The 22,239-nt window shown below is 68.5% G+C and carries 19 protein-coding genes; 12 read left to right on the top strand and 7 right to left on the bottom strand.

What is annotated here, in order from left to right:
* Positions 1-170: 170 nt before the first annotated feature.
* Positions 171-1,622, top strand: coding sequence for an NAD-dependent succinate-semialdehyde dehydrogenase (locus MOM01_RS11180; protein ID WP_241385484.1), 1,452 nt, complete (start codon positions 171-173; stop codon positions 1,620-1,622).
* A 60-nt stretch (positions 1,623-1,682) separates the two neighbouring features.
* On the opposite strand, the gene MOM01_RS11175 is transcribed toward MOM01_RS11180, so the two are convergent.
* Complete coding sequence (locus MOM01_RS11175; RefSeq protein WP_241385483.1) at positions 1,683-1,991, bottom strand: chorismate mutase; 309 nt, start codon at positions 1,989-1,991, stop codon at positions 1,683-1,685.
* Between the two features lie 231 nt (positions 1,992-2,222).
* On the opposite strand from MOM01_RS11175, the gene pcrA reads away from it, so the two are divergent.
* Positions 2,223-4,610: a DNA helicase PcrA gene (gene pcrA, locus MOM01_RS11170; protein WP_241385482.1), complete on the top strand. Its 2,388-nt coding sequence runs from the start codon at positions 2,223-2,225 to the stop codon at positions 4,608-4,610.
* 88 nt (positions 4,611-4,698) lie between these two features.
* Here pcrA and MOM01_RS11165 read toward each other — a convergent pair whose 3' ends face one another.
* Positions 4,699-5,679, bottom strand: a complete 981-nt coding sequence (locus MOM01_RS11165; protein WP_241385481.1) for a M23 family metallopeptidase — start codon at positions 5,677-5,679, stop codon at positions 4,699-4,701.
* A 451-nt stretch (positions 5,680-6,130) separates the two neighbouring features.
* Between MOM01_RS11165 and sucC the strand changes: the two genes are divergently transcribed.
* Together sucC and sucD are read left to right on the top strand one after the other, a co-directional pair.
* Positions 6,131-7,300 (top strand): ADP-forming succinate--CoA ligase subunit beta, encoded by a 1,170-nt coding sequence (gene sucC, locus MOM01_RS11160; RefSeq protein WP_241385480.1) that lies wholly within the window; start codon positions 6,131-6,133, stop codon positions 7,298-7,300.
* Positions 7,301-7,316: 16 nt separating this feature from the next.
* Positions 7,317-8,219, top strand: a complete 903-nt coding sequence (gene sucD / locus MOM01_RS11155; RefSeq protein WP_241385479.1) for a succinate--CoA ligase subunit alpha — start codon at positions 7,317-7,319, stop codon at positions 8,217-8,219.
* Positions 8,220-8,282: 63 nt separating this feature from the next.
* Here the strand turns inward: sucD and MOM01_RS11150 are convergent, their stop codons facing one another.
* Positions 8,283-8,906 carry an IMPACT family protein gene (locus MOM01_RS11150; protein WP_241385478.1) on the bottom strand — a complete coding sequence of 208 codons (624 nt, stop codon included), beginning with the start codon at positions 8,904-8,906 and terminating at the stop codon, positions 8,283-8,285.
* A gap of 86 nt (positions 8,907-8,992) precedes the next feature.
* On the opposite strand from MOM01_RS11150, the gene MOM01_RS11145 reads away from it, so the two are divergent.
* The 4 genes from MOM01_RS11145 to purH are packed head-to-tail and all read left to right on the top strand — an operon-like array spanning position 8,993 to position 14,071.
* The gene (locus MOM01_RS11145; RefSeq protein WP_241385477.1) at positions 8,993-10,093 is read left to right on the top strand and encodes a DUF5336 domain-containing protein; all 1,101 of its coding nucleotides are present in this window, start codon (positions 8,993-8,995) and stop codon (positions 10,091-10,093) included.
* Between the two features lie 49 nt (positions 10,094-10,142).
* Complete coding sequence (locus MOM01_RS11140; RefSeq protein ID WP_241385476.1) at positions 10,143-11,819, top strand: cell division protein PerM; 1,677 nt, start codon at positions 10,143-10,145, stop codon at positions 11,817-11,819.
* A gap of 55 nt (positions 11,820-11,874) precedes the next feature.
* Positions 11,875-12,522: a phosphoribosylglycinamide formyltransferase gene (purN, locus tag MOM01_RS11135; RefSeq protein WP_241385510.1), complete on the top strand. Its 648-nt coding sequence runs from the start codon at positions 11,875-11,877 to the stop codon at positions 12,520-12,522.
* Complete coding sequence (gene purH / locus MOM01_RS11130; RefSeq protein ID WP_241385475.1) at positions 12,509-14,071, top strand: bifunctional phosphoribosylaminoimidazolecarboxamide formyltransferase/IMP cyclohydrolase; 1,563 nt, start codon at positions 12,509-12,511, stop codon at positions 14,069-14,071. The genes purN and purH overlap by 14 nt, the downstream gene beginning before the upstream one ends.
* 57 nt (positions 14,072-14,128) lie before the next feature.
* Here the strand turns inward: purH and MOM01_RS11125 are convergent, their stop codons facing one another.
* Positions 14,129-14,371, bottom strand: a complete 243-nt coding sequence (locus MOM01_RS11125; protein WP_241385474.1) for a DUF1186 family protein — start codon at positions 14,369-14,371, stop codon at positions 14,129-14,131.
* A gap of 356 nt (positions 14,372-14,727) precedes the next feature.
* Here MOM01_RS11125 and MOM01_RS11120 point away from each other — a divergent pair, with 356 nt between their 5' ends.
* Positions 14,728-15,543 (top strand): MerR family transcriptional regulator, encoded by an 816-nt coding sequence (locus MOM01_RS11120; protein ID WP_241385473.1) that lies wholly within the window; start codon positions 14,728-14,730, stop codon positions 15,541-15,543.
* The gene (locus MOM01_RS11115) at positions 15,540-16,271 is read left to right on the top strand and encodes a hypothetical protein (protein WP_241385472.1); all 732 of its coding nucleotides are present in this window, start codon (positions 15,540-15,542) and stop codon (positions 16,269-16,271) included. The genes MOM01_RS11120 and MOM01_RS11115 overlap by 4 nt, the downstream gene beginning before the upstream one ends.
* Here MOM01_RS11115 and MOM01_RS11110 read toward each other — a convergent pair.
* Entirely contained in the window at positions 16,196-17,161 is a 966-nt protein-coding gene (locus MOM01_RS11110) for an alpha/beta hydrolase (RefSeq protein ID WP_241385471.1), read from the bottom strand. The genes MOM01_RS11115 and MOM01_RS11110 overlap by 76 nt on opposite strands.
* Before the next feature lie 153 nt (positions 17,162-17,314).
* Between MOM01_RS11110 and MOM01_RS11105 the strand changes: the two genes are divergently transcribed.
* Positions 17,315-18,703 (top strand): ATP-binding protein, encoded by a 1,389-nt coding sequence (locus tag MOM01_RS11105; RefSeq protein WP_241385470.1) that lies wholly within the window; start codon positions 17,315-17,317, stop codon positions 18,701-18,703.
* Positions 18,700-20,637 carry a vWA domain-containing protein gene (locus tag MOM01_RS11100; RefSeq protein WP_241385469.1) on the top strand — a complete coding sequence of 646 codons (1,938 nt, stop codon included), beginning with the start codon at positions 18,700-18,702 and terminating at the stop codon, positions 20,635-20,637. The genes MOM01_RS11105 and MOM01_RS11100 overlap by 4 nt, the downstream gene beginning before the upstream one ends.
* Here MOM01_RS11100 and MOM01_RS11095 read toward each other — a convergent pair.
* A complete protein-coding gene (locus MOM01_RS11095; RefSeq protein ID WP_241385468.1) occupies positions 20,634-21,806 on the bottom strand; it encodes an MFS transporter in 1,173 nt (390 codons plus the stop codon). The genes MOM01_RS11100 and MOM01_RS11095 overlap by 4 nt on opposite strands.
* A 3-nt stretch (positions 21,807-21,809) precedes the next feature.
* Entirely contained in the window at positions 21,810-22,226 is a 417-nt protein-coding gene (locus MOM01_RS11090; protein WP_241385467.1) for a hypothetical protein, read from the bottom strand.
* Positions 22,227-22,239: the final 13 nt, after the last annotated feature.

Below are 22,239 nucleotides of genomic sequence, written 5' to 3'. Positions count from 1 at the left end.
CGACCGGAGCCGGTCACGATGGTTTTCCAGAGCTTTCCACGGTGCCGTTGCGGTTACGTCGCTGCTCATGTGATCGACAGTAGTGCGCCCCGGCACGGATCGCCCGGTTCGTGACAACGGAGATCGCAGGGTTACCGGCGGGAGAAGGCGGTGACGCGCATGATGGGCACATGAACACTGCAGAGCTGATCCGGTCCGTCCCCACCGACCTCTATCTCGGCGGTGAATGGGTTGCGGCCGAGAACGGAGCCACCTTCGGAGTCCACGATCCCGCGACCGGTGACGAACTCGCCCGTGTCGCGGACGCCGGACCCGGTGACGCGATGCGCGCCCTCGATGCGGCCGTCGCTGCCGGCCCGCAGTGGGCAGCGACCCCACCGCGCGAACGCGCCGAACTCCTGCGGGAGGTATGGCAGAGGATCACCGATCGCGCCGACGACTTCGCGTTGCTCATGACGCTCGAGATGGGCAAGGCGCTACCCGAGAGCAAAGCCGAAGTGGCTTACGGTGCGGAATTCCTGCGCTGGTTCTCCGAGGAGGCGGTCCGCATCGCCGGTCGCTACACGCCCGCACCTGCCGGCACCGGCCGTGTCCTCGTCACCAAGCAGCCCGTCGGTCCCTGCTTGGCCATCACACCCTGGAACTTCCCGCTCGCCATGGGAACCCGCAAGATCGGCCCCGCGCTCGCCGCAGGATGCACGATCATCGTCAAACCCGCATCCGAGACCCCGCTGACCCTTCAGCTGCTCGCGCAGCTCTTCGACGAGGCCGGCTTGCCGGCCGGGGTGCTGTCGGTACTGCCGACCTCGCACGCGAGCGAGGTCACCGGTCCGCTCCTCGAGGACCCGCGACTGCGCAAACTGACCTTCACCGGTTCTACCGAGGTCGGGCGCATGCTCGCCGAGAAGGCCGGACACTCGTTGCTGCGGACCTCACTGGAACTGGGCGGCAACGCGCCCTTCGTCGTCTTCGACGACGCCGATCTCGACGCCGCGGTCGAGGGCGCGGTGGCAGCCAAACTGCGCAACGGGGGAGAGGCCTGCACCGCGGCGAACCGCTTCCACGTCGCCAATTCGATCCGGGAGGAGTTCGTCGCCAAGCTCGTCGAACGCATGGCGTCGTACCGGCTCGGTCCGGGCACCGATCCCGACGCGACTCTCGGCCCGCTCGTCAACGAGAACCAGCAGAAGACCGTGATCGAACTCGTGCAGGACGCGGTGTCTGCCGGTGCGAGGGTGCGTCTGGGTGGGGACTCCGTCGAGGGACCCGGATGGTTCTATCCCGCCACCGTGCTCGACGACGTGCCGCGCCAGGCCCGCATCCTGAAGGAGGAGGTGTTCGGACCGGTCGCCGCCATCACCGGTTTCGACACCGAGGAGGAGGCGCTCGCCGCGGCGAACGACACCCGCTACGGCCTCGCGGCCTACATCTTCACGCGCGACCTCGACCGGGCCCTGCGCGTGTCGCATGCACTCGAATCGGGGATCGTCGGGGTGAACCGCGGTGTCGTCTCGGACGTCGCGGCGCCGTTCGGCGGTATCAAGGATTCGGGACTCGGGCGTGAAGGCGGCACCGAGGGCATCGAGGAATATCTCGAGACCAAGTACATCGCGTTGCAGTGACCGCGAATCAGGCGGGACCGGCGAAGTGCCGGTGACCCGGCGGCAGCAGGGGGCGGAGGATCAGTGACCCAGACGGCCACGCCCGAGGCGGAGCAGGAGCATCGCCAGGGTGTGGCCTTCCTGGCCCAGTTCGCTGAACCGCTCGAGGACCTTCATCTCGCGGCTGTGCACGAGGCGGGTTCCGCCGGAGGCCATGCGGGTACGTCCGATCATGCGGGACACCTCGGTGCGCCGCTTGACCGCAGCAAGGATCTCGGCATCGAGGCGATCGATCTCCTTGCGGAGTTCCTCGATCTCGGCCTCCGTGGGAACGGCGGCGTCCGCCTCGGCGGGCTCGCCGGAAAGGGAAGCGTCGATGTGCGTGCTCATGTCGTCTCCTCGCATCTGCTCTGAAGAATCGCCCGTCCGGGAATGGCCGTTACCGGAATCGGGATGGGTCGCCGGTCGGAATCCGACAGGGACATCCGGGACTCGGTCCGAGCCTCAGGAGGACAGATGACATGGCGACCAGTTTGCCACTCACCCTGTCGGCCTTGCCACCCGGCCCGGCGGGCCGAGTCGGGATCCGCTGTCCGAGTGGTCCGGTAGTTTGGTAGAACGATGAACACTCCCGTCGCGCTCGCACATTCCCGTCCCGGATCCGACGCCCTCCTCGAAGGGCTCAATCCGCAGCAGAGGGAAGCGGTCACCCACCAAGGGGCACCCCTGCTGATCGTCGCGGGTGCCGGCTCCGGCAAGACGGCCGTGCTCACCCGGCGCATCGCGTATCTGCTGGCAGAACGAGGTGTCGCACCCGGGCAGGTGCTCGCGATCACGTTCACCAACAAGGCCGCGGCCGAGATGCGCGAACGTGTGGCCGCCCTGGTCGGTCCGCGCGCGAACGCGATGTGGGTGTCCACCTTCCACTCGAGCTGTGTGCGAATCCTCCGGGCGCAGGCGGGCCTGCTCGCGGGCATGAACTCCAACTTCACGATCTACGATGCGGACGATTCCCGTCGCCTGCTCACCATGATCGCGAAGGATCTCGACCTCGACACCAAGAAGTACTCGGCCCGGTTGCTGTCGACGCAGATCTCCAATCTGAAGAACGAGCTCATCGGGCCGGAGGAGGCCGCGCACGACGCGGAGTCGAACCCGGCCGCGACCGAACTCACTCGCGTCGTCGCGCGGGTCTACGCGCACTACCAGCAGAGGCTGCGGACGGCGAACGCCTTCGACTTCGACGACCTCATCGGGGAGACGGTCGCACTGCTTCAGGCGCACCCCCAGGTGGCCGAGTACTACCGGCGCCGCTTCCGTCACGTCCTGGTCGACGAATACCAGGACACCAACCATGCGCAGTACGTGCTGGTGCGGACCCTCGTCGGTGATCCGGACGAGAACGCTGCGGTCCCGCCGAGCGAACTGTGCGTGGTGGGCGACGCGGACCAGTCCATCTACGCCTTCCGTGGCGCGACGATCCGCAACATCGAGGAGTTCGAACGCGACTACCCGCAGGCCCGGACGATCCTGCTCGAACAGAACTACCGCTCCACCCAGAACATTCTGTCCGCGGCGAACTCCGTCATCTCCCGGAATACGGGCCGGCGCGAGAAGCGGCTGTGGACGGATTCGGGTGAGGGTGAACTCATCACCGGTTACGTCGCCGACAACGAGCACGACGAGGCCCGCTTCGTCGCGGCCGAGATCGATCGTCTCGTCGACAGCGGCGACATCAGATATTCCGACATCGCGGTCTTCTACCGCACGAACAACGCCTCCCGGGCGTTCGAAGACGTCTTCATCAGGCACGGTGTGCCCTACAAGGTCGTCGGAGGGGTGCGGTTCTACGAGCGCAAGGAGGTGCGCGACGTCGTCGCGTACCTGAAGGTCCTCGACAATCCCGACGACACGGTGAGTGTGCGGCGAATTCTCAACACGCCGCGGCGAGGTATCGGCGATCGTGCGGAGGCGTGCGTGGCGGTCCACGCCGAGCGCCTCGGGGTGAGTTTCGGGCAGGCTCTCGTCGACGCGGCCGCCGGTAAGGTCGCGCTGCTGAACAGCCGCGCGCAGAAGGCGATCGCCGGATTCGTCGAGATGATGGACGAGTTGCGCGCGATGCTCGTCGTGAACGACGGTGACGGTAACGACATGGTGGATATCGGCGACGTCGTCGAAGCGATCCTCGACCGCACCGGATACAGCGCCGAACTGTCGGCGAGCGACGATCCGCAGGACGGTGCCCGTCTCGACAATCTGCACGAATTGGTCAGTGTGGCACGCGAATTCAGCGCGGATGTGCGCAATGCCGCCGGGATCGTCGAGGACGAGCGCGAGGAGGGTGATCCCGACCCCGGTTCCCTTGCGGCCTTCCTCGAGAAGGTCTCGCTCGTCGCCGACGCCGATCAGATCCCGGAGAACGAGGCCGGCCTGGTCACGCTGATGACACTGCACACGGCGAAGGGGCTCGAATTCCCGGTCGTCTTCGTCACGGGCTGGGAGGACGGCCAGTTCCCGCACATGCGTGCCCTGGGCGACCCTGCCGAACTGTCCGAGGAGCGGCGACTGGCCTATGTGGGCATCACCCGCGCCAGGCATCGGCTCTACCTCACGCGCGCCGTCCTGCGTTCGTCCTGGGGGCAGCCGCTCACGAATCCGGAATCTCGCTTCCTGCAAGAGATTCCACAACATCTCATCGATTGGCGGCGGCTCGAGCCCACCCCTGCGCGGGGGCAGGCGATCGGCTCGGGGACGGGTTCCCGATTCGGTGCGGCGGAGGGCCGGCGTGGTGCACCGGGGTCGGGCTCGGCGGGCTTCGGTGCCGCGCGTGGCCGCAACAATCATCTCGTGCTCGACGTCGGCGATCGCGTCAGCCACGACAAGTACGGCCTGGGGACGGTGCTCGAGACCCGCGGGTCGGGGCCCACGGCGACCGTGGTGATCGATTTCGGAAGCGCCGGAAAGGTTCGGCTCATGCTGGTCGGCGGGGTGCCGATGGTGAAGCTGTGATGTTGTTCAGCCCTGCCGCGCAGGCTCTTTCGTAGCGACGCTGCGCGGTCCCGCCGGTAGCGTCGGCGGGAGGGCGTTTCTCCGGAGATCAGTCCCGCTGGACGCCGAGTGCGATACCGCGGGTGGCGAGCCACGGGACGGGGTCGATCTTGTCGACGCCGTTGAGATGTACCTCGAAGTGCAGGTGGGGGCCGGTGGAGAAGCCGCGGTTGCCCATGGTGGCGATCTGGTCGCCGGCCATGACCCGCTGGCCCACGCTGACGAGCGACTGGTCGATGTGCCCGTACACGGTGACGGTGCCGTCGTCGTGGAGGAGCCGGATCCACATGCCGAAGCCGGAGGCCGGGCCGGAGTCGATCACTTCGCCGTCGGCCACCGCGTAGATGGGCGTACCGATCGGGCCGGCGATGTCGATACCGGCATGGAGCGTTCCCCAGCGGGCGCCGTAGTGCGAGGTGAACGAACCGACGGCGGGAAGAACGAACAGGGGCCTGCGGGCCGCGGCCTCGCGAGCGGCACGCTCCTCGCTGAAACGCTGCCCCTTGGCCAGAAGATTCGAGAACTGCGACAGGTCGTTCGGGTCGGCGATGTTGAGGACCTGCGGAGCCTGCGACGGTTCGGCGTCGGCGCTCGGCGCGAACTGTGCTGCCTGGGGCACCGCGGTGGCGGTGATGACGGACGAATCCGCTTCGCCGGCGGCGAGGGCGACCTCGGAGTGTTCGGCGTTCTGTCCCGGGCCTCCGTTGGCGGCGGCTTGGCCTGCTGCCACCACGGCGCCTGCGGCGACCGCGAAGACGGCGGCGCGACCCTTGAGCGCGGTGGGGGGAGTGGGAAGTCGGTGGGCTCCACCGCGCAGAGCGGGAGCGGTGACATCGGTGATCTCCTCGGAGCGGTGTCCGGGAGAGCGGCCGTCACGGGGATCGTGGCGGTAGGAGTCGGAGTAGTAGGTCGGTTCGAGGCCGGGGCCGGTGTTGCGGAAGTCCATGGTGGCGGCTTCCCAGGCGTTCCAGTCGTCGGGGGCCGAGTCGGGGCGGTTCCGGCTGTCGGCACTCGGACTGCCTGAGCGCATCGCCGTCCTCCGTTCGTGACCTCATCGTTACTTCGACCAGGCGACGGTAACGAAGCGATCGCGGCAGTGGCAAGCCGTAGCCGAGCCGGAGGACGTTATGTGAGCGGCATCACAGTTGAAACCGGGGCAAATTGGGACATGCCCAGCGGAACGGACTCGAAACACGAATTCCGGGAAATGTCGCGAACTCGTTGCGGGGCGAGTGCGACGGGATCCGGTGCGCGACGAAAAAGGGCCACCTGTCATTCTGAACGAGGTGCTCCTCTTGGTCGTGGCCGTGGGCTCGCTCCGGGAGGGGAACTGTGGAGTCGTTTCCGGGACCTACGCGCGCGTGACCTGTGCCACATGGGACTACCACGCGTGATCCGCGGCCCGGCCGAGAAACTAGAGTCCGACAACGACCCGCTCGATACCCCGGAGCGGGCGTGAACGCAGACGAGACGGTGAGCAGATGGATCTCTTCGAATACCAGGCGAAGGAACTCTTCGCCAAGCATGACGTGCCGACGTCGGCCGGCCGTGTTACCGACACTGTCGCCGGTGCCCGCGAGATCGCGGAGGAAATCGGCAAGCCGGTGATGGTCAAGGCGCAGGTCAAGGTCGGTGGCCGCGGCAAGGCCGGTGGCGTGAAGTACGCCGCCACCGCCGATGACGCTCAGACCCACGCCGAGAACATCCTCGGCCTCGACATCAAGGGTCATATCGTCAAGAAGCTTCTCGTCGCCGAGGCGAGCGACATCGCGGAGGAGTACTACATCTCCTTCCTGCTCGACCGCACCAACCGCACCTACCTGGCCATGTGCTCGGTCGAGGGCGGCATGGAGATCGAAGAGGTCGCGGCGACCAAGCCCGACCGCCTCGCCAAGGTCCCCGTCGACGCCGTCAAGGGTGTCGACCTCGCGTTCGCGCGTGAGATCGCCGAGAAGGGCCACCTGCCTGCCGAGGTTCTCGACGCCGCAGCCGTGACCATCCAGAAGCTGTGGGAGGTCTTCGTCAAGGAAGACGCTCTCCTCGTGGAGGTCAACCCCCTCGTTCGTACGCCCGACGACCAGATCCTCGCCCTCGACGGCAAGGTCACCCTGGACGCCAACGCCGACTTCCGTCAGCCGGGCCACGCCGAGTTCGAGGACAAGGACGCAACGGATCCCCTCGAGCTCAAGGCCAAGGAGAACGACCTCAACTACGTCAAGCTCGACGGCGAGGTCGGCATCATCGGTAACGGCGCCGGCCTGGTCATGTCGACCCTCGACGTCGTCGCCTACGCGGGCGAGAAGCACGGTGGCGTCAAGCCCGCCAACTTCCTCGACATCGGTGGCGGCGCCTCCGCTGCCGTCATGGCTGCCGGCCTCGACGTCATCCTGAACGACGCGCAGGTCAAGAGCGTGTTCGTCAACGTGTTCGGTGGCATCACCGCCTGTGACGCGGTCGCCAACGGCATCGTCAAGGCGCTCGAGATCCTCGGCGACGAGGCCAACAAGCCGCTGGTCGTCCGTCTCGACGGAAACAACGTCGACGAGGGACGCCGCATCCTCGCCGAGGCCGACCACCCGCTGGTCACCGTCGTCGCCACCATGGACGAGGCTGCCGACAAGGCGGCCGAACTCGCCTTCGCAGCGAAGTAAAGGGACACACAGAACAATGGCAATCTTCCTTACCAAGGATTCCAAGGTCATCGTCCAGGGCATCACCGGCGGCGAGGGCACCAAGCACACCGCGCTCATGCTCAAGGCCGGCACCCAGGTCGTCGGTGGCGTGAACGCACGCAAGGCCGGCACCACGGTTTCGCACACCGACAAGGACGGCAACCCGGTCGAGCTGCCCGTCTTCGCTTCGGTCGCCGAGGCCATGAAAGAGACCGGCGCGGACGTCTCCATCGCGTTCGTCCCCCCGGCCTTCTCGAAGGACGCCATCGTCGAGGCGATCGACGCGGAGATCCCGCTGCTCGTCGTCATCACCGAGGGCATCCCGGTGCAGGACAGCGCCTACGCCTGGGCCTACAACGTCGAGAAGGGCAACAAGACCCGGATCATCGGCCCCAACTGCCCCGGCATCATCACGCCGGGAGAGGCGCTGGTCGGCATCACCCCGGCCAACATCGCGGGCAAGGGCCCCATCGGCCTCGTCTCGAAGTCCGGCACGCTGACCTACCAGATGATGTACGAGCTGCGTGAGTACGGCTTCTCCACTGCCATCGGCATCGGTGGCGACCCGGTCATCGGCACCACGCACATCGACGCCATCGAGGCGTTCGAGAACGATCCCGAGACCAAGGTCATCGTGATGATCGGTGAGATCGGTGGCGACGCGGAAGAGCGTGCCGCCGACTACATCAAGGCCAACGTCACCAAGCCGGTCGTCGGCTACGTGGCGGGCTTCACCGCTCCCGAGGGCAAGACCATGGGCCATGCCGGCGCCATCGTCTCGGGCTCCTCGGGCACCGCTCAGGCCAAGAAGGACGCTCTCGAGGCGGCCGGTGTGAAGGTCGGCAAGACGCCGTCCGAGACCGCTGCGCTCGCACGCGAGATCCTGAAGTCGCTGTAGTAGAACGACATTCGTGCGCGCCTCCGGTCCTTCCGGAGGCGCGCACGGTCGTTCGTGAGGGTCTCACGCGTCGACCCACTCCACACCCGCCGCTTCGAGTTCGCCCGTGCCGGAGGTCAGCGACGCCACCAGCGAGGCGACATCGGCGTGCTCACCGGCAGCGATGGTGAACACGGCGGTGTCGGCGTACTCGACGTCGAGCACCGGAACCCCGCGACCTCGCAGCTCCGCTTCCACGCGCCCCGCGTCGGCGTGCCCCACGGACAGGGTGAACTTCGCCTGCCGGCGGCGCATCACGAGGGGTGCGGCATCGAGGGCAACGGAGACGGCACCCGAATACGCGCGTACCAGCCCGCCCGCACCGAGTTTGATCCCGCCGAACCATCGCGTGACGACCACCGCGACGTTCACCAGATCCCGATGGTGGAGCACCTGCAGCATCGGCACACCCGCTGTACCACCCGGCTCACCGTCGTCGCTCGACCGCTCCGCGCGTGCCGCGGGGTCGTCTCCCACCACGAACGCCCAGCAATGGTGACGGGCATCGGGATACAGTCGGCGTTGTTCGTCGACGAAGGCGAGCGCGGCGTCGGCGGTGTCGACACGGCGAACTGCCGCACGGAAGCGTGAGTGCTTGACTTCCGTCTCGACCACGACGTCGGGACCCGGAGCGAGAGTGTGCGGCATGGGTCCCATTCTCTCGGGTAGTCCCTAGGCTGATGAGTGCAGGACAGCGACGAACCGACACGGACCCGACGGCAGCAGGAGGCTCGATGACATTCCCCGGAAGCACATCCACTCAGAGCAAGGTGGTGCCGTTGCTGTTGCCACTCGCGGTGGCTGCGCTCGGCGCGCTGAACTTCCTGCTCGGCCTCACCCCGTTCGTGACCATCACATTCGGTTCCCAGGTGGCGCTGACCTCGTTCGACTTCGGTTTTGCCGTCGTGCCGCTGGCCTTTCTCCTCTTCGGTGGCGTGAGCGCGGCATTGTCGCTGTTGCCCGGCCAGGATCTGCGGGCGGTGGCCGCGGCGGCCTCGGGCGTGGGTTTCGTGACCTCCCTGTTCCAGTTGTTCCATCTGCCCGAGGACACCGGAATCGCCTGGGGCGGAGTGACGATCCTCGTCCTCGGCTTCCTGCAGTTCGCGCTCGCACTCCTGGCGTTGCTGTTCGGGCTCGGGATCCTCGTCTCGGGACGGTCGGAGCCGCGGAACGGATACGGCCCTCCCCAGGGGGCCGGGCAGTACCAGCAGTTCGGGAGCGCCCCGGGATCCGGCCAGCCCCAGGGCTACGGTCCGCAGCAGGGTTACGGTCCGCAGCAGGGTTACGGCCAGCCCCAGGGCTACGGTTCCCCGCAGGGCTACGGTCCGCAGCAGGGTTACGGCCAGCCTCAGGGCTACGGTCCCCAGCAGCCGGGTTCGGCGGCGGGACAGTCCCAGCAGGGGGGACAGCATCCGGGTCATCAGGCCTATCCGGGGCAGCAGGCATCGGGGGAGTACTCCGGGTCCCAGCAGTACGGTGGGTCGCAGCAGTCCGGTGGGGCACAGCAGTCCGGTGGGGCACAGCAGTATCCGGGTTCTCAGCAGTACGGCGGCTCCCAGCAGTTCGGTGGGATGCAGCAGTCCGGCGGGTCGCAGCAGTATCCGGGCTCCCAGCAGTACCCGGGTGCCCAGCCGACCGAGCAGTATCCCGTGCAGCAGCCGTCCGGGGTGCAGGAGACGTCCCGCACCGACAGCACCGACAGCGCAACCGAACGGTCCGGCAGCGACGCCGAGTCCACCGGAACGGAACGGGGTGAGGACACCGGTACGTCCACGACCGCGACCGGTGACCAGGACGCCACGCAAGCCTTCCGCGCACCGGACGACCAGCGGTGATCGGCGCGCCTGACACCACTGACGCCGTGTGGGTGACACCCTCGACGCGATGACTTCGACGCTCGGCCGGTCCGACCGGCACGCTCCACCCGACGACGACCACCTGGATCCGGAGCGGTTCCGCATTCTGCTCGGTACCGCAGCGCGGGTGCCCGCGGTGACGCTCGCCGTCGTCGCCACCCTCGTGGTGACGACGATGGTCGTCGCCAACAGCGATCTCACCGGGATCTATGCCGCGATCGCGGGAACCTGGCTCGCGCTGCACCAGGTGACCCTCACGATCGACGGCACCTCGCTCGGGGTGCTGCCTCTGCTGCCTACTGCGGTACTGGTGTGGCAGGCGGCACGCGGAGCTGCCTCGGCGGCCGATGCGATCGTCGAGAACAGCGGCTACGCCCTCGACCGGCAGGACGTCTCACGCATCACCGCGGCGACCCTCGCCGGCCCTCTGGTGGTGACGTCCGCGGCGCTGATCGTGCTGCAGGACGCGGCGAGTGTGCTGCCGGTGACGCCCCCGAACCCGGCTGCAGCCCTGGGATGGGTGACCGGGACGTACCTGCTGGCGTCCGTCATCGGGATCGGGTCGCGCGTGTGGAGGCCGCTGGTGCGGTACTACGCGGTCCCGGAATGGCTCGTACTGGCCTTCCGGCCGGCCCTGAGGGTGTTGCTCGGGCTGTTCGCTCTCGGTGGGATCGTGGTGGTCGCGGGCCTGCTGTGGTCGTGGGAGGTCGTCGGTGAACTGCTGGCACGCGGGGACCATTGGACGGGTGTGCTGGGGTTGACCGTGCTGTCGATCCTGTATCTGCCCAACGTCGTCATCGGGGCCGCGGCAGTGCTGGCCGGTAGCACCGTGCATTTCGGCGAGATGCATCTGAGCCTGTTCGAGGCGACCGGAGGCGACCTGCCGGTGTTGCCGGTGCTCGCGGCGATCCCGTCCGGCCCGGCCGCGCCGTTCTGGCCGGTGCTGCTGGCCGTTCCGGCGACGATCGGCGCTCTGCTCGGCCGTTTCGCCGCGCAGCGCACCTTGCAGGCGCAGGCGGACGGTGCTGCCGTGGGCAGCACGGATGCGGCGTGGACGGTGCTCGCTGCTGCGGCCGGTGCCGGCGTGGTCACGGCAGCGGCGACCTGGGTGGCCGGTGGTCCGCTCGGAGTGTTCGGCACCGTCGGCGCCACCTGGTGGCTGGCGGGCGTCCTGGTCTTCTCCTGGGCCGGTCTGCTCGGCATCATCACCGCCCAGTTGCTCATGTGGCGCGAAGGCCGGTTGGCCGCGGCCGCGCTGCGGGCCGAAGCCGCGGCTGAGACGGTCTCCGACGAGACCTCCGACCTTTCCGAGGACGAGACGGAGACGGAGGATTCTCCTGCTGTCGAGGAGTCCGAGACCCTCGCGATCGAGGCTCCCGGAGACGGAACGGACCCCGAGGACGAGCAGGGCCCCGCGGACGAGCAGGACGCGGGGGGCAAGGACACCGCCCGGGAGAAGGACACCGGCACTGCTGCCGGCGATGCCGACGACGACGTCGGAGGCAGCACGGGTGCGGCCGAGGCGGATTCCGCGCGCTCTACGGGCGAGAAACCGACGACCGACGACGTCATCGACGCGGAGATCGTCGAGATCGAGGACGAGCCCGCCACGGCCGAGGAGAAGTCCCGGACCCGGACAGGCGAGGACGTCCCGGACGAGGCGGACACGGAGGTCGCGAGCAAGGCCGAGAAGGGCGCCGACTAGGCTCTCCTTCGGTCGGACCAGCGGCCGACCCACCTCGACCTCACAGGAGTGGACCCTGACTGCCTCGCGTGACCAGCTGCCGCCCACAGCGCCGGCGCGGCTCGTCGTCCTCGCCTCGGGAACCGGCAGCCTGCTGCACTCTCTGCTCGACGCCGCCCGTGCGGACGGATACCCCGCGACCGTCGTCGCCGTCGGTGTCGACCGCGAGTGTCCGGCCGAAGGGCATGCGGCCGCCGACGAGATCCCCTCCTTCCGCGTCGCGTTGCGGGACTACGAGGACCGCGCGGCGTGGGATCGAGCGCTCACGGAGGCGGTCGCCGCTCACCATCCGGACATCGTCGTGACCGCGGGGTTCATGAAGATCCTCGGTCCGGCATTTCTCGAGCGGTTCGCCGGCCGCATCATCAACACGCATCCCGCGCTGCTGCCGTCCTTCCCCGGCGCGCACGCGGTTCCCGACGCCCTGGCCTACGGCGTCAAGGTCACCGGTTCGACGGTGCATCTCGTCGACGGCGGTGTCGACACGGGCCCGATTCTCGCGCAGGAACCCGTGCCGGTCCTCGACGGTGACGACGAGGAGAGCCTGCACGAACGCATCAAGGTTGTGGAGCGACGGCTACTGGCCGAGGTGGTCGCCGCCGTCGCCACCCGTGGAGTTGTTTCCGATGGACGAAAGGCCGTGATCCCCGGTGACCGAACGTAAGACTGTGCGCCGCGCGCTGGTCAGCGTGTACGACAAGAGCGGACTGGTGGAGCTGGCGACAGGGCTCCACGCGGCGGGAGTCGAGCTGGTCTCCACCGGCTCCACGGCCAAGACGATCGCCGACGCAGGAGTGCCGGTGACGAAGGTCGAGGAATTGACCGGCTTCCCCGAGTGTCTCGAAGGCCGTGTGAAGACACTGCATCCGCGTGTGCACGCCGGAATCCTCGCCGACACCCGCAAGCAGGACCACCTCGACCAGATCGCCGATCTGGGCATCGAGGCGTTCGAGCTCGTCGTCGTGAATCTCTACCCGTTCACCGAGACGGTCGCCTCGGGGGCGAGCCCCGACGAGTGCGTCGAGCAGATCGACATCGGCGGTCCGTCGATGGTGCGGGCCGCAGCGAAGAACCACCCGTCCGTCGCGGTCGTCGTCGACCCCGCAGCCTACGGTGACGTCCTCGCGGCCGTCGAGGGCGGAGGTTTCACTCTCGCACAGCGCAAGCGTCTTGCGGCACAGGCTTTCCAGCACACCGCCGCCTACGACGTCGCGGTGGCGAGCTGGATGAACGGTGACTACGCGAAGCCCGAGGGCGACGAATCGCAGTTCCCGGCATGGACGGGCGCGACCTGGACTCGCGCGAATGTGCTTCGCTACGGCGAGAATCCGCATCAGGCCGCCGCGCTGTACGTGGAGGGCGCCGGTGAGCCGGGTCTGGCGCAGGCCGAGCAGCTCCACGGCAAGGAGATGTCCTACAACAACTATCAGGACGCCGACGCCGCATGGCGTGCCGCGCACGACCACAGCGAGCCGTGCGTCGCAATCATCAAGCACGCCAACCCGTGTGGCATCGCGATCGCCGACGACATCGCGACCGCGCACCGCAACGCCCACGAGTGCGACCCGGTGTCGGCCTTCGGTGGCGTCATCGCCGCGAACCGTGAGGTGAGCGTGGAGATGGCCGAGCAGGTCGCGGAGATCTTCACCGAGGTGATCATCGCCCCCGCGTATGCCGACGGTGCCGTCGAGGTGCTCTCCCGCAAGAAGAACATCCGTATCCTGCGCGCCGATTCACCCGCGTCGGCCCAGCTCGAGATCCGACAGATCTCGGGTGGCCTGCTCGTGCAGGAGCGCGACGCTCTCGACGCCGAGGGTGACTCGCCGGCCGCCTGGCAGCTCGCATGCGGCGAACCTGCCGACGCCGCGACCCTGCGCGACCTCGAATTCGCCTGGCGCACGGTGCGTGCCGTGAAATCCAACGCGATTCTGCTCGTCTCCGGCGGCGCGACGGTCGGTGTCGGCATGGGTCAGGTCAACCGGGTGGACTCCTCGCGGCTGGCGGTCGCCCGTGCGGGTGAGCGTGTGGTGGGCTCGGTGGCCGCGTCGGACGCCTTCTTCCCGTTCGCCGACGGTCTGCAGGTTCTCACCGAGGCCGGCGTGAAGGCCATCGTTCAGCCCGGCGGCTCGGTGCGCGACAACGAGGTGGTCGAGGCCGCTCGTGAAGCCGGTGTGACGCTGTACCTCACCGGCGCACGGCACTTCGCGCACTAGGCGAGCAGCGCGGTATCCGCGCATCGGACGACACAGCGGCACCCGCGCGCGCTCCGCTCAGGCGGCGTGTGCGTGGGTGCCGCCGTCGTGCGGGGTGGTGTCGGCGGGCCGCTGACCGCGACCTTCCGAGATGACCAGCTTGGCCGCACCGCGGTCGAGCAGTTCGCGGATCAGATCGGCCGAGGCGGCACCGCAGTCGGTGCCACCCACGCGGCTGAGATCGATGGTGATCGCGTGACCGGTCAGGTCGTCGGGCAGATCGGTCGGCACGGTGCCGCCGGATTCGATCCGTAGTTTCATGATGTTCTCCTGTCGAACGTGATCTTGTGTGTGGGGACGCGGTGGGGGATGAGAAAGGGCACCCGGGGCGTATGTGCCCCGAGTGCCCGAGAAAGAGTCGTCGTGTGACTTCTATTCTCGGGATCGCTCCGCCGCGACGTGGAAGAAAAGGTGCGAGAACGGTACGGGGCAACCGGCTACATACATCTGCTTGTATCGCATCGGACCGTACCTTTCTCGTGTGAACCAGCGGGTTAACGGATCACCATACACGAACAACGCGGAATGGACATTTGTTGTTTCCGCGGCGACCGGAACATTTCGGCACGCAGCGCCGGGCTTGACCCTGACGTAGCGTCAGGGTCGATGCTGAGCGCATGAGAATCGGAGAACTCGCCCACGCTGCGGACACCACGGTTCGTGCCGTTCGGCACTACCATCGGCTCGGCCTCATGCCGGAGCCGGAACGGACCCCCGGTGGGTATCGTGTCTACACCTTCGCGGACCTCGTGCGGCTGCTCCGCATTCGCTGGCTGGCCCAGTCGGGTGTGCCCCTCGGCTCGGTGGCCACGGTGCTCGGCGGACGCCCCGGCTCACAGGACGCCGAATCGGCGTCGGATCTGACCGCGGACCTCGAGTCCCTGCTGGCCGTGGCCGATGCCGAGATCCGGACCTTGCAGGTCAAGCGCAATTCTCTGGCGGAAATGCTGCGCCGTCACCGCAACGGTGAACCGCTCTCGCCCTTACCGAAACCGATCGCCGAGGCATTCGACGAACTCATCGCCGGCGAACACGATCCCCGCGTCCGGGCGTTGTTCGAGACCGAACGCGACAGCTGCGAGATGCTCGCGCTGACCGGCCAGGCCCCCGGGACATTCTTCGACGCGCTGCACGCACTCCTCGACGATCCGCCGCGCAGGCACGAAGTCGTGGCCGCCTATCGCCGTTTCGGTGTCCTCGCCGGCCGTGACCCGCGTGACGCCGCGGACGAGATCGCCGCCGTCGCCGACGGCCTGGTCGCTCTGTTCCGCGCCGTTCCGGGCCTGGTCGACACACTCGAAGCCTGGGCCACGGAAGCCGCGCCTGCGATCGAGTCGAATCACGAAGCGATCGCCGAGATGCTGCCCGATCCCGCCCAGCAGGCCGCGGCACGGGGCATTCTCCGCCGGCTCGCCGCTCCGGGTCCGCGATGAACGCCCCCGCAGTCCACCTCGTCGGCCGGATCCCCGTCACACTGATGCGAGCGAAGGGGCGCACCCTCCGGGCACTGTGGTGCTGGGGCACCCGGCGCAGGGTGGGAGCGGGCCCCGGTGTCGAGACGATCGGATACACCCGCGGAACGACGGCCGTGCCGATCGCGTTCGCCGTGGCCTCCCTCGTCGAGATCGGCATCGTTCATCTGCTGGTGCCGTGGCCGTGGCTGCGCTGGACGCTCCTGGTGCTCTCGCTGTACTCCCTGTTTCTCATGGCGGCTTGGCTCGCGGACCGCGTCGTCCACCCGCATCTGGTCACGCGAGACACCGTCACGATCCGCGACGGTCACCGGATCGTCGCACGTATCGATCGCGGCGACCTGCGACAGTGCGTGCCACGGAAGAGGTTCCAGCCCACCGAAGCCGGCGTTGTCGACGACGTGCTGTTCCTGCCCGGCCCCGACGGCACCGAGGTCGACATCGTGCTCGATCGGCCGATCGAGGTGCTCCCACCCGCGCTCTTCGAGCGTCGCCGCCGGCCCGCGGTCGTGCGCCGGCTCGCGCTCCACGTCGACGATCCCTCGGCCGCCCGAGCGGTTCTCGCCGGCCCCGCTGACAGGCCTCGGGGGCTCGGCACACAGCCCTTCGGGTCTCAGCCCTTCAGCTCGTCGAGCCACGCTTCGAAACCGGACGTGAACTCCTTCGAGAAGGGCAGATCCGCGACGTAGTCGGCTCCGGTCGACTGCTGGTCGCCGATGTCCTTGAGCACGTGGTTGGTGTGCGTCATGCGCAGGGACGTCAACCGGGTGTGCACCAGCGCCGCCTCGAGCGCGTCGACGTCCTCGACCCGCACCTGGATGTCCTTGGTGGAGACGCTGGACAGGACCGGCAGGTCGCCGGCGACCTGCGCGGCGAGCATCCGCGGATCGAGCGCGTCCTCTTCTGCGAGGGCCTTCGCATTCGCCGAGACCAGCCCGGCGTTGCGCAGCGGCTCGGGCAGGTTGTCGCTGAGGGTGCCGTCGGCGCGCAACGACTCGACGGCACCGGTGAGCGCGACCCGCAGTTCGTCGGCGATCTGGATGGGAAGCTGCCGCGCGGCGACCACGGCATCGAGCTGGGCGTCGATCTGCGCGGTCAGCAGGTCGAGCAGTCGCACGGCGAGCGGTTCGAGCAGCCCGAGGCCGGCGATCGAATCGTTGTCCTGGGCGAGCGACAGCGCGATGAGCGCACCCTCGCTGTGCCCGACGACGTACAGGCGCTGCGCGTCGACACCGCGCTGGGAACCGAGAAACGCGAGTGCGTCCGAAGCGGCATCGATGAAGGTCGAGAACCCGAGATCGGCGACGTCCTCGACGCTGTACGGGCCGAGGGCGGTGACGCCGCTGCCGAGCTTGTCGTATCGCAGGCTCGCGAATCCCTTGCGTTCGAGGACGTCGGCGAGGTGACGCAGCGTGCCGATCGATCCCGGCAGCAGTGCGCTGTCGCCGTTGCGGTCGGTGGGGCCGCTACCGGCGAGCAACAGGACCCCCGGCACCGGACCCCTCATGGAGACGGGTACCCGCACACTGCCGTGCAAGGTGACGTCGCCGCTGGAAAAGGTGATCTCGGAGTCCGACATGCACATGTGTCTATCAGAAGCCGCCGGTCCTGCCGGTAGCGAGGGCGCCCCGGTCCGTCCACGACCGCGGGCGGGCCCGCGCGGCGGACGGGGCGGAGGATTCACCCCAGGTTGTGGATGCCGAAACGGCGGTTCGGTCGTACCTTGGGTGAGGTGACGTCACCCACATCGCGCCCCTCCACCCTCGGAGAGCTCCGCGCCTCCGGCCACGTGCACCGGTCCGTCAAGGACGAGATCCGCCACAACCTGCTCGCCGCGCTGCGCGACGGGACCGATCCCTGGCCCGGCATCCTCGGATTCGAGGACACCGTCGTTCCCCAACTCGAACGCGCCCTCATCGCCGGCCACGACGTGGTTCTCCTCGGCGAACGCGGTCAGGGCAAGACCCGGCTCCTGCGCACCCTGCCGCTGATGCTCGACGAGTGGACTCCGGTCATCGCCGGTTCGGAACTCGGCGAGCATCCCTACGAGCCCATCACGCCGGCCTCGGTGCGACGCGCGGCAGAACTCGGCGACGATCTGCCGATCGCGTGGCGTCACCGCAGCGAGCGGTACGCGGAGAAGCTCGCGACCCCCGACACCTCGGTCGCCGATCTGGTCGGTGACGTCGACCCCGTGAAGGTGGCCGAGGGCCGCAGCCTCGGCGATCCCGAGACGATCCACTTCGGTCTCGTACCCCGGGCACACCGCGGGATCGTCGCGGTCAACGAACTGCCCGACCTCGCCGAACGTATTCAGGTTGCGCTGCTCAACGTCATGGAGGAGCGCGATATCCAGGTCCGCGGCTACACCCTGCGGCTGCCGCTGGACGTGTTGCTCGTCGCGAGCGCGAACCCCGAGGACTACACCAACCGCGGACGCATCATCACTCCGCTCAAGGACCGTTTCGGAGCGGAGATCCGCACGCACTATCCGACCAGGCTCGAGGACGAGGTCGCCGTCATCGAGCAGGAGGCGCACCTGCAGGCCCGCGTGCCCGACTATCTGCTCGAGATCCTGGCACGGTTCACGCGGCTGCTGCGGGAGTCGACATCCGTCGACCAGCGGTCGGGTGTCTCCGCGCGATTCGCCGTCGCCGGTGCCGAAACCGTTTCCGCCGCGGCTCTGCACCGCGGTGCGGTCCTGGGCGAGGACGATCCCGTCGCGCGGCCGGTGGATCTGGCCACCGTCGTCGAGGTGCTCCGCGGCAAGGTGGAGTTCGAATCGGGCGAAGAGGGAAGAGAATTCGAGATTCTCGATCATCTCCTGCGTCGCGCCACGGCCGAGACCGCCCGCTCGCGGCTCGCGGGTGTCGACCTGGCGCCCCTCGTCTCCGCTGTCGAGGGAGGAGATCCGGTGATCACCGGTGAGCGGATCACCGCGAAGGCGTTGCTCGACGAACTCCCGGAACTGCCGGTCCTCGACGTCGTCGCCGACCGCCTCGGTGCCACCGACACCGGAAGTCGCGCCGCGGCGGTGGAACTCGCCCTCGAAGGGCTGTATCTGGCGCGGCGGATCGCCAAGGACACCGGTGACGACGGTTCGGCGGTGTACTCCCGATGAGCAGGTCGGCCCGCTACGGTCCGTACGCCGGGGGCGACCCGCTCGCCCCGCCGGTGGACCTGCGCGACGCGCTCGCCGCGATCGGCGACGACGTGATGGCGGGCGCGTCACCGCAGCGCGCGCTGCGGGAGTTGCTGCGCCGCGGGCAGGGCGACATGCGGGGTCTGGACAAGATTGCCGCCCAGGCCAATCGGCGTCGCCGGGAGCTGATCGACCGGACCAACCTCGACGGCACGCTCCGCGAGGTACGCGAACTGCTCGACCGGGCGGTGCTCGAGGAACGCAAGGAACTCGCCCGCGCGCTCGACGACGACGCGCGGTTCGCGGAGATGCAGATCGAGGAACTGCCGACCTCGACGGCGCAGGCGGTGCAGGAACTCGCCGACTACGACTGGCGCAGTCCGCAGGCGCGACAGGACTACGAGAAGATCCGCGACCTGCTCGGCCGCGAGATGCTCGATCAGCGCTTCGCCGGGATGAAGCAGGCACTCGAGGGTGCCACCGACGAGGACCGTCAACGCATCACCGACATGCTCGACGACCTCAACGACCTGCTCGACAAGCATGCGCGCGGCGAGGACACCGACGAGGACTTCGAGCAGTTCATGGCCGAGCACGGGGAGTTCTTCCCCGAGAATCCGCAGAACGTGGAGGAACTGCTCGATTCTCTCGCGCAACGCGCGGCGGCCGCGCAGCGTCTGCGCAATTCGCTCACCCCGGAACAGCGCGACGAACTCGACGCTCTCGCGCAGCAGGCCTTCGGATCGCCGTCGCTGACGAACCAGCTCGATCGTCTCGACGGTCACCTGCGCGCGACACGCCCCGGTGAGGACTGGACGGGTTCGGAGCAGGTGCGGGGCGAAGAGGGGATGGGCCTCGGCGAGGCCACGGCCGCCCTGCAGGAGATCTCGGAACTCGACCAGCTCGCAGAACAGTTGTCGCAACAGTATGCAGGTGCGTCCCTCGACGACATCGACCTCGACGCTCTCGCACGCCATCTCGGTCCCGAAGCCGCAGCCGATGCCCGCACGCTCGCCGAACTCGAGAAGGAACTGCAGCGGCAGGGATTCTTCGACCGGGGCGCCGACGGGCAGTGGCGGCTGTCGCCCAAGGCGATGCGGCGACTCGGGGAGGCGGCGCTGCGTGACGTGGTGAACCGCATCTCGTCCCGCGCCGGGCAACGGGAATCGCGTAGGGCCGGGGTGCTCGGTGAGCCCACCGGGGCGTCGAAGACCTGGGAGTTCGGCGACACGGAACCGTGGGATGTGGTGCGTACCCTCACCAACGCGACCCTGCGCAGTCCGGGTCTGCCCGTGCGGTTGTCGGTGCAGGACGTCGAGGTGATCGAGACCGAGCAGCGGACGCAGGCAGCGGTCGCCCTGCTCGTCGACACGTCGTTTTCGATGGTCATGGACGGTCGCTGGGTGCCGATGAAGCGCACCGCCCTCGCGCTGAACCACCTGGTGTCCACCCGCTTCCGTGGGGACGCCCTGCAACTGATCGCATTCGGGCGGCACGCGCGTGTGGTGTCGGCGACCGAACTCGCCGGGCTCGACGGCGTCTACGAGCAGGGCACCAATCTGCACCACGCCCTGCTGCTCGCCGGCAGGCATCTCCGCCGTCATCCCGAGGCGCAGCCGGTGGTCTTCGTCGTCACCGACGGGGAGCCCACGGCGCATCTCGAACCGGACGGCTTCGCGGCGTTCGATTACCCACCGAGTGCCCGCACCCTGGGACTGACGGTGCGCGAATTCGACCACATCGCACGGCTCGGCGCCCAGGTGACGATCTTCCGGCTCGGCAGCGATCCCGGACTGGCGCGGATCGTCGACGTGCTCGCGCGCCGCGTGGGGGGACGGGTCGTCGCGCCGGACGTCGACGGGCTCGGAGCGGCGGTCGTCGCCGACTACGTTCGCGCCCGGCGACGGTCCTAGCTTCTCACCGCCCTCCACGTGGAGGTCGCGGCAGCGGACAGCAGCACCGCGGTGACCCAGAAGATCGAGGCGACTCCGGCGATTCCCGCGATCGCGCCGGCAGCGAGCGGCACCGCGACCTGCCCGAGACGGTTGCCGGTCAATCGCACCGCCAGCGCCGATGCCCGGTCGGACGGAGCGACGAGCTCGACCACCCACGTCATCGTCAAGGGCTGGCCGACACCCCAGAACGTCCCGCACAGCGCGAGCAGCGCACCGATCACCCACGGATTCGGAACCAGTGGAATCAGCGCGACGGGCACGATCGTGCCGGCGGTCGCGGAGACGAGGAGCCACCTGCGTGGAATGTGTCGCAGGGCCCAGGGCAGCAGGGCACGCGAGAGGATCGAGGCCGCGGTGCGGGCGGTGAGCAGGATCGACACCAGGAGAACACCGAAACCGAACTGCTCGCCGAGCAGCGGCAGGTAGGCGACGACGAGATCGACGGACGCGAGGACCACCAGACTCGACAGCATCGCCGGTTTCATGCCCTTCGTCGCGAGCATCGACCGGATCGACTGAGGTGCGCCGTCCTCTGCCGTGCGGCCCGATCCGGGCGGCTCGCGCAGTGTCAGCACCAGCGGCAGAGCGAGCAGCGAAACCGCTGTCATCACCAGCAACGCCCCGGTGGTCTCGACGGTTCCGTTCCCGTCGCCGGTGGCCGCGGCGATCACGCCGGCGACCGGCACACCCACGGCCTGCCCGAGCGACACGCCCAGCGTGATGCCGGCGAAGCCGCGATCCAGCGTGCCCGGAGGCGAGAGGATCGATACGAACGCCTGCCCGGACACCGTGACGAGCAGCTGCCCCAGGCCGAGCACGATGTTGCCGGCTGCGAGCACCACCAATCCCGAACTGAGGGCGATCAGGGCCGCGCCGGCCGTGGTGACCACGATGCCCGCACGCAGGACGATCGTCGCGTGGCCGCGATCGACGGCGCGACCGAGACGCACCGCGGCCACCAGGGGCACGAGCGCGTAGAGCGCGGTGACGGCGCCGATCGTCGTCGCATCACCACCCAGCGCGAGGATCCGGTAGGAGACCAGCACACGGATCGACTGGAAGGCAGCGTGCAGCAGAGCGGTGGCCAGGCACAGATACAGCAGCCAGTGACGAGGAGGACGGTGCATGCCTCAGGCGCCGACGATCACGGCCCGCTCGCCGAGCGGTGACGGCAAGGGCACCTCGAGGGTGCCGGCGACGGCGATCATGACGCACATGCGGTCCTGCATCTCGGGCAGCGTGCCGCCGAGCAGCGTCACCGTCACGGCGTCCTCCGTTTCGGTGACGGTCGCGTCCACCCCGAAACATTCGGGGGTTCCCGTCTCGAAGTGCACTGCGATCCGGTCGTCGCTCAGACGTGACCACGACGTGACGGGCAGCGGACGCGGGTCGACGATGTCCGCGCGCGGCCAGAACTTCGTCGCACCCGTCGGAGCAGGTGCTTCGGGCAGCGACGGGACGTCCGGGTCGTCCGACCCGCACGCCGCGAGCACGAGGCACATCGCGAGGACGCACAATCCCCGGGCAACTCCGACGATCGAACCCATGTATCCCACGGTA

Source organism: Rhodococcus sp. CH91 (assembly GCF_022554085.1).
GTDB lineage: Bacteria > Actinomycetota > Actinomycetes > Mycobacteriales > Mycobacteriaceae > Rhodococcus.
This window is presented reverse-complemented; position numbering and strand designations above follow the sequence as displayed.

Bases quoted from the DNA above. Each gene is read 5' to 3' on its own strand.
- MOM01_RS11180 (WP_241385484.1), top strand. From the start codon at position 171: ATGAACACTGCAGAGCTGATCCGGTCCGTCCCCACCGACCTCTATCTC.
- MOM01_RS11100 (WP_241385469.1), top strand. From the start codon at position 18,700: ATGAGCAGGTCGGCCCGCTACGGTCCGTACGCCGGGGGCGACCCGCTC.
- sucC (WP_241385480.1), top strand. From the start codon at position 6,131: ATGGATCTCTTCGAATACCAGGCGAAGGAACTCTTCGCCAAGCATGAC.
- sucD (WP_241385479.1), top strand. From the start codon at position 7,317: ATGGCAATCTTCCTTACCAAGGATTCCAAGGTCATCGTCCAGGGCATC.
- MOM01_RS11150 (WP_241385478.1), bottom strand. From the start codon at position 8,906: ATGCCGCACACTCTCGCTCCGGGTCCCGACGTCGTGGTCGAGACGGAA.
- MOM01_RS11095 (WP_241385468.1), bottom strand. From the start codon at position 21,806: ATGCACCGTCCTCCTCGTCACTGGCTGCTGTATCTGTGCCTGGCCACC.
- pcrA (WP_241385482.1), top strand. From the start codon at position 2,223: ATGAACACTCCCGTCGCGCTCGCACATTCCCGTCCCGGATCCGACGCC.
- MOM01_RS11110 (WP_241385471.1), bottom strand. From the start codon at position 17,161: ATGTCGGACTCCGAGATCACCTTTTCCAGCGGCGACGTCACCTTGCAC.
- MOM01_RS11145 (WP_241385477.1), top strand. From the start codon at position 8,993: ATGACATTCCCCGGAAGCACATCCACTCAGAGCAAGGTGGTGCCGTTG.
- MOM01_RS11120 (WP_241385473.1), top strand. From the start codon at position 14,728: ATGAGAATCGGAGAACTCGCCCACGCTGCGGACACCACGGTTCGTGCC.
- MOM01_RS11175 (WP_241385483.1), bottom strand. From the start codon at position 1,991: ATGAGCACGCACATCGACGCTTCCCTTTCCGGCGAGCCCGCCGAGGCG.
- MOM01_RS11140 (WP_241385476.1), top strand. From the start codon at position 10,143: ATGACTTCGACGCTCGGCCGGTCCGACCGGCACGCTCCACCCGACGAC.
- MOM01_RS11115 (WP_241385472.1), top strand. From the start codon at position 15,540: ATGAACGCCCCCGCAGTCCACCTCGTCGGCCGGATCCCCGTCACACTG.
- MOM01_RS11125 (WP_241385474.1), bottom strand. From the start codon at position 14,371: ATGAAACTACGGATCGAATCCGGCGGCACCGTGCCGACCGATCTGCCC.
- MOM01_RS11165 (WP_241385481.1), bottom strand. From the start codon at position 5,679: ATGCGCTCAGGCAGTCCGAGTGCCGACAGCCGGAACCGCCCCGACTCG.
- MOM01_RS11090 (WP_241385467.1), bottom strand. From the start codon at position 22,226: ATGGGTTCGATCGTCGGAGTTGCCCGGGGATTGTGCGTCCTCGCGATG.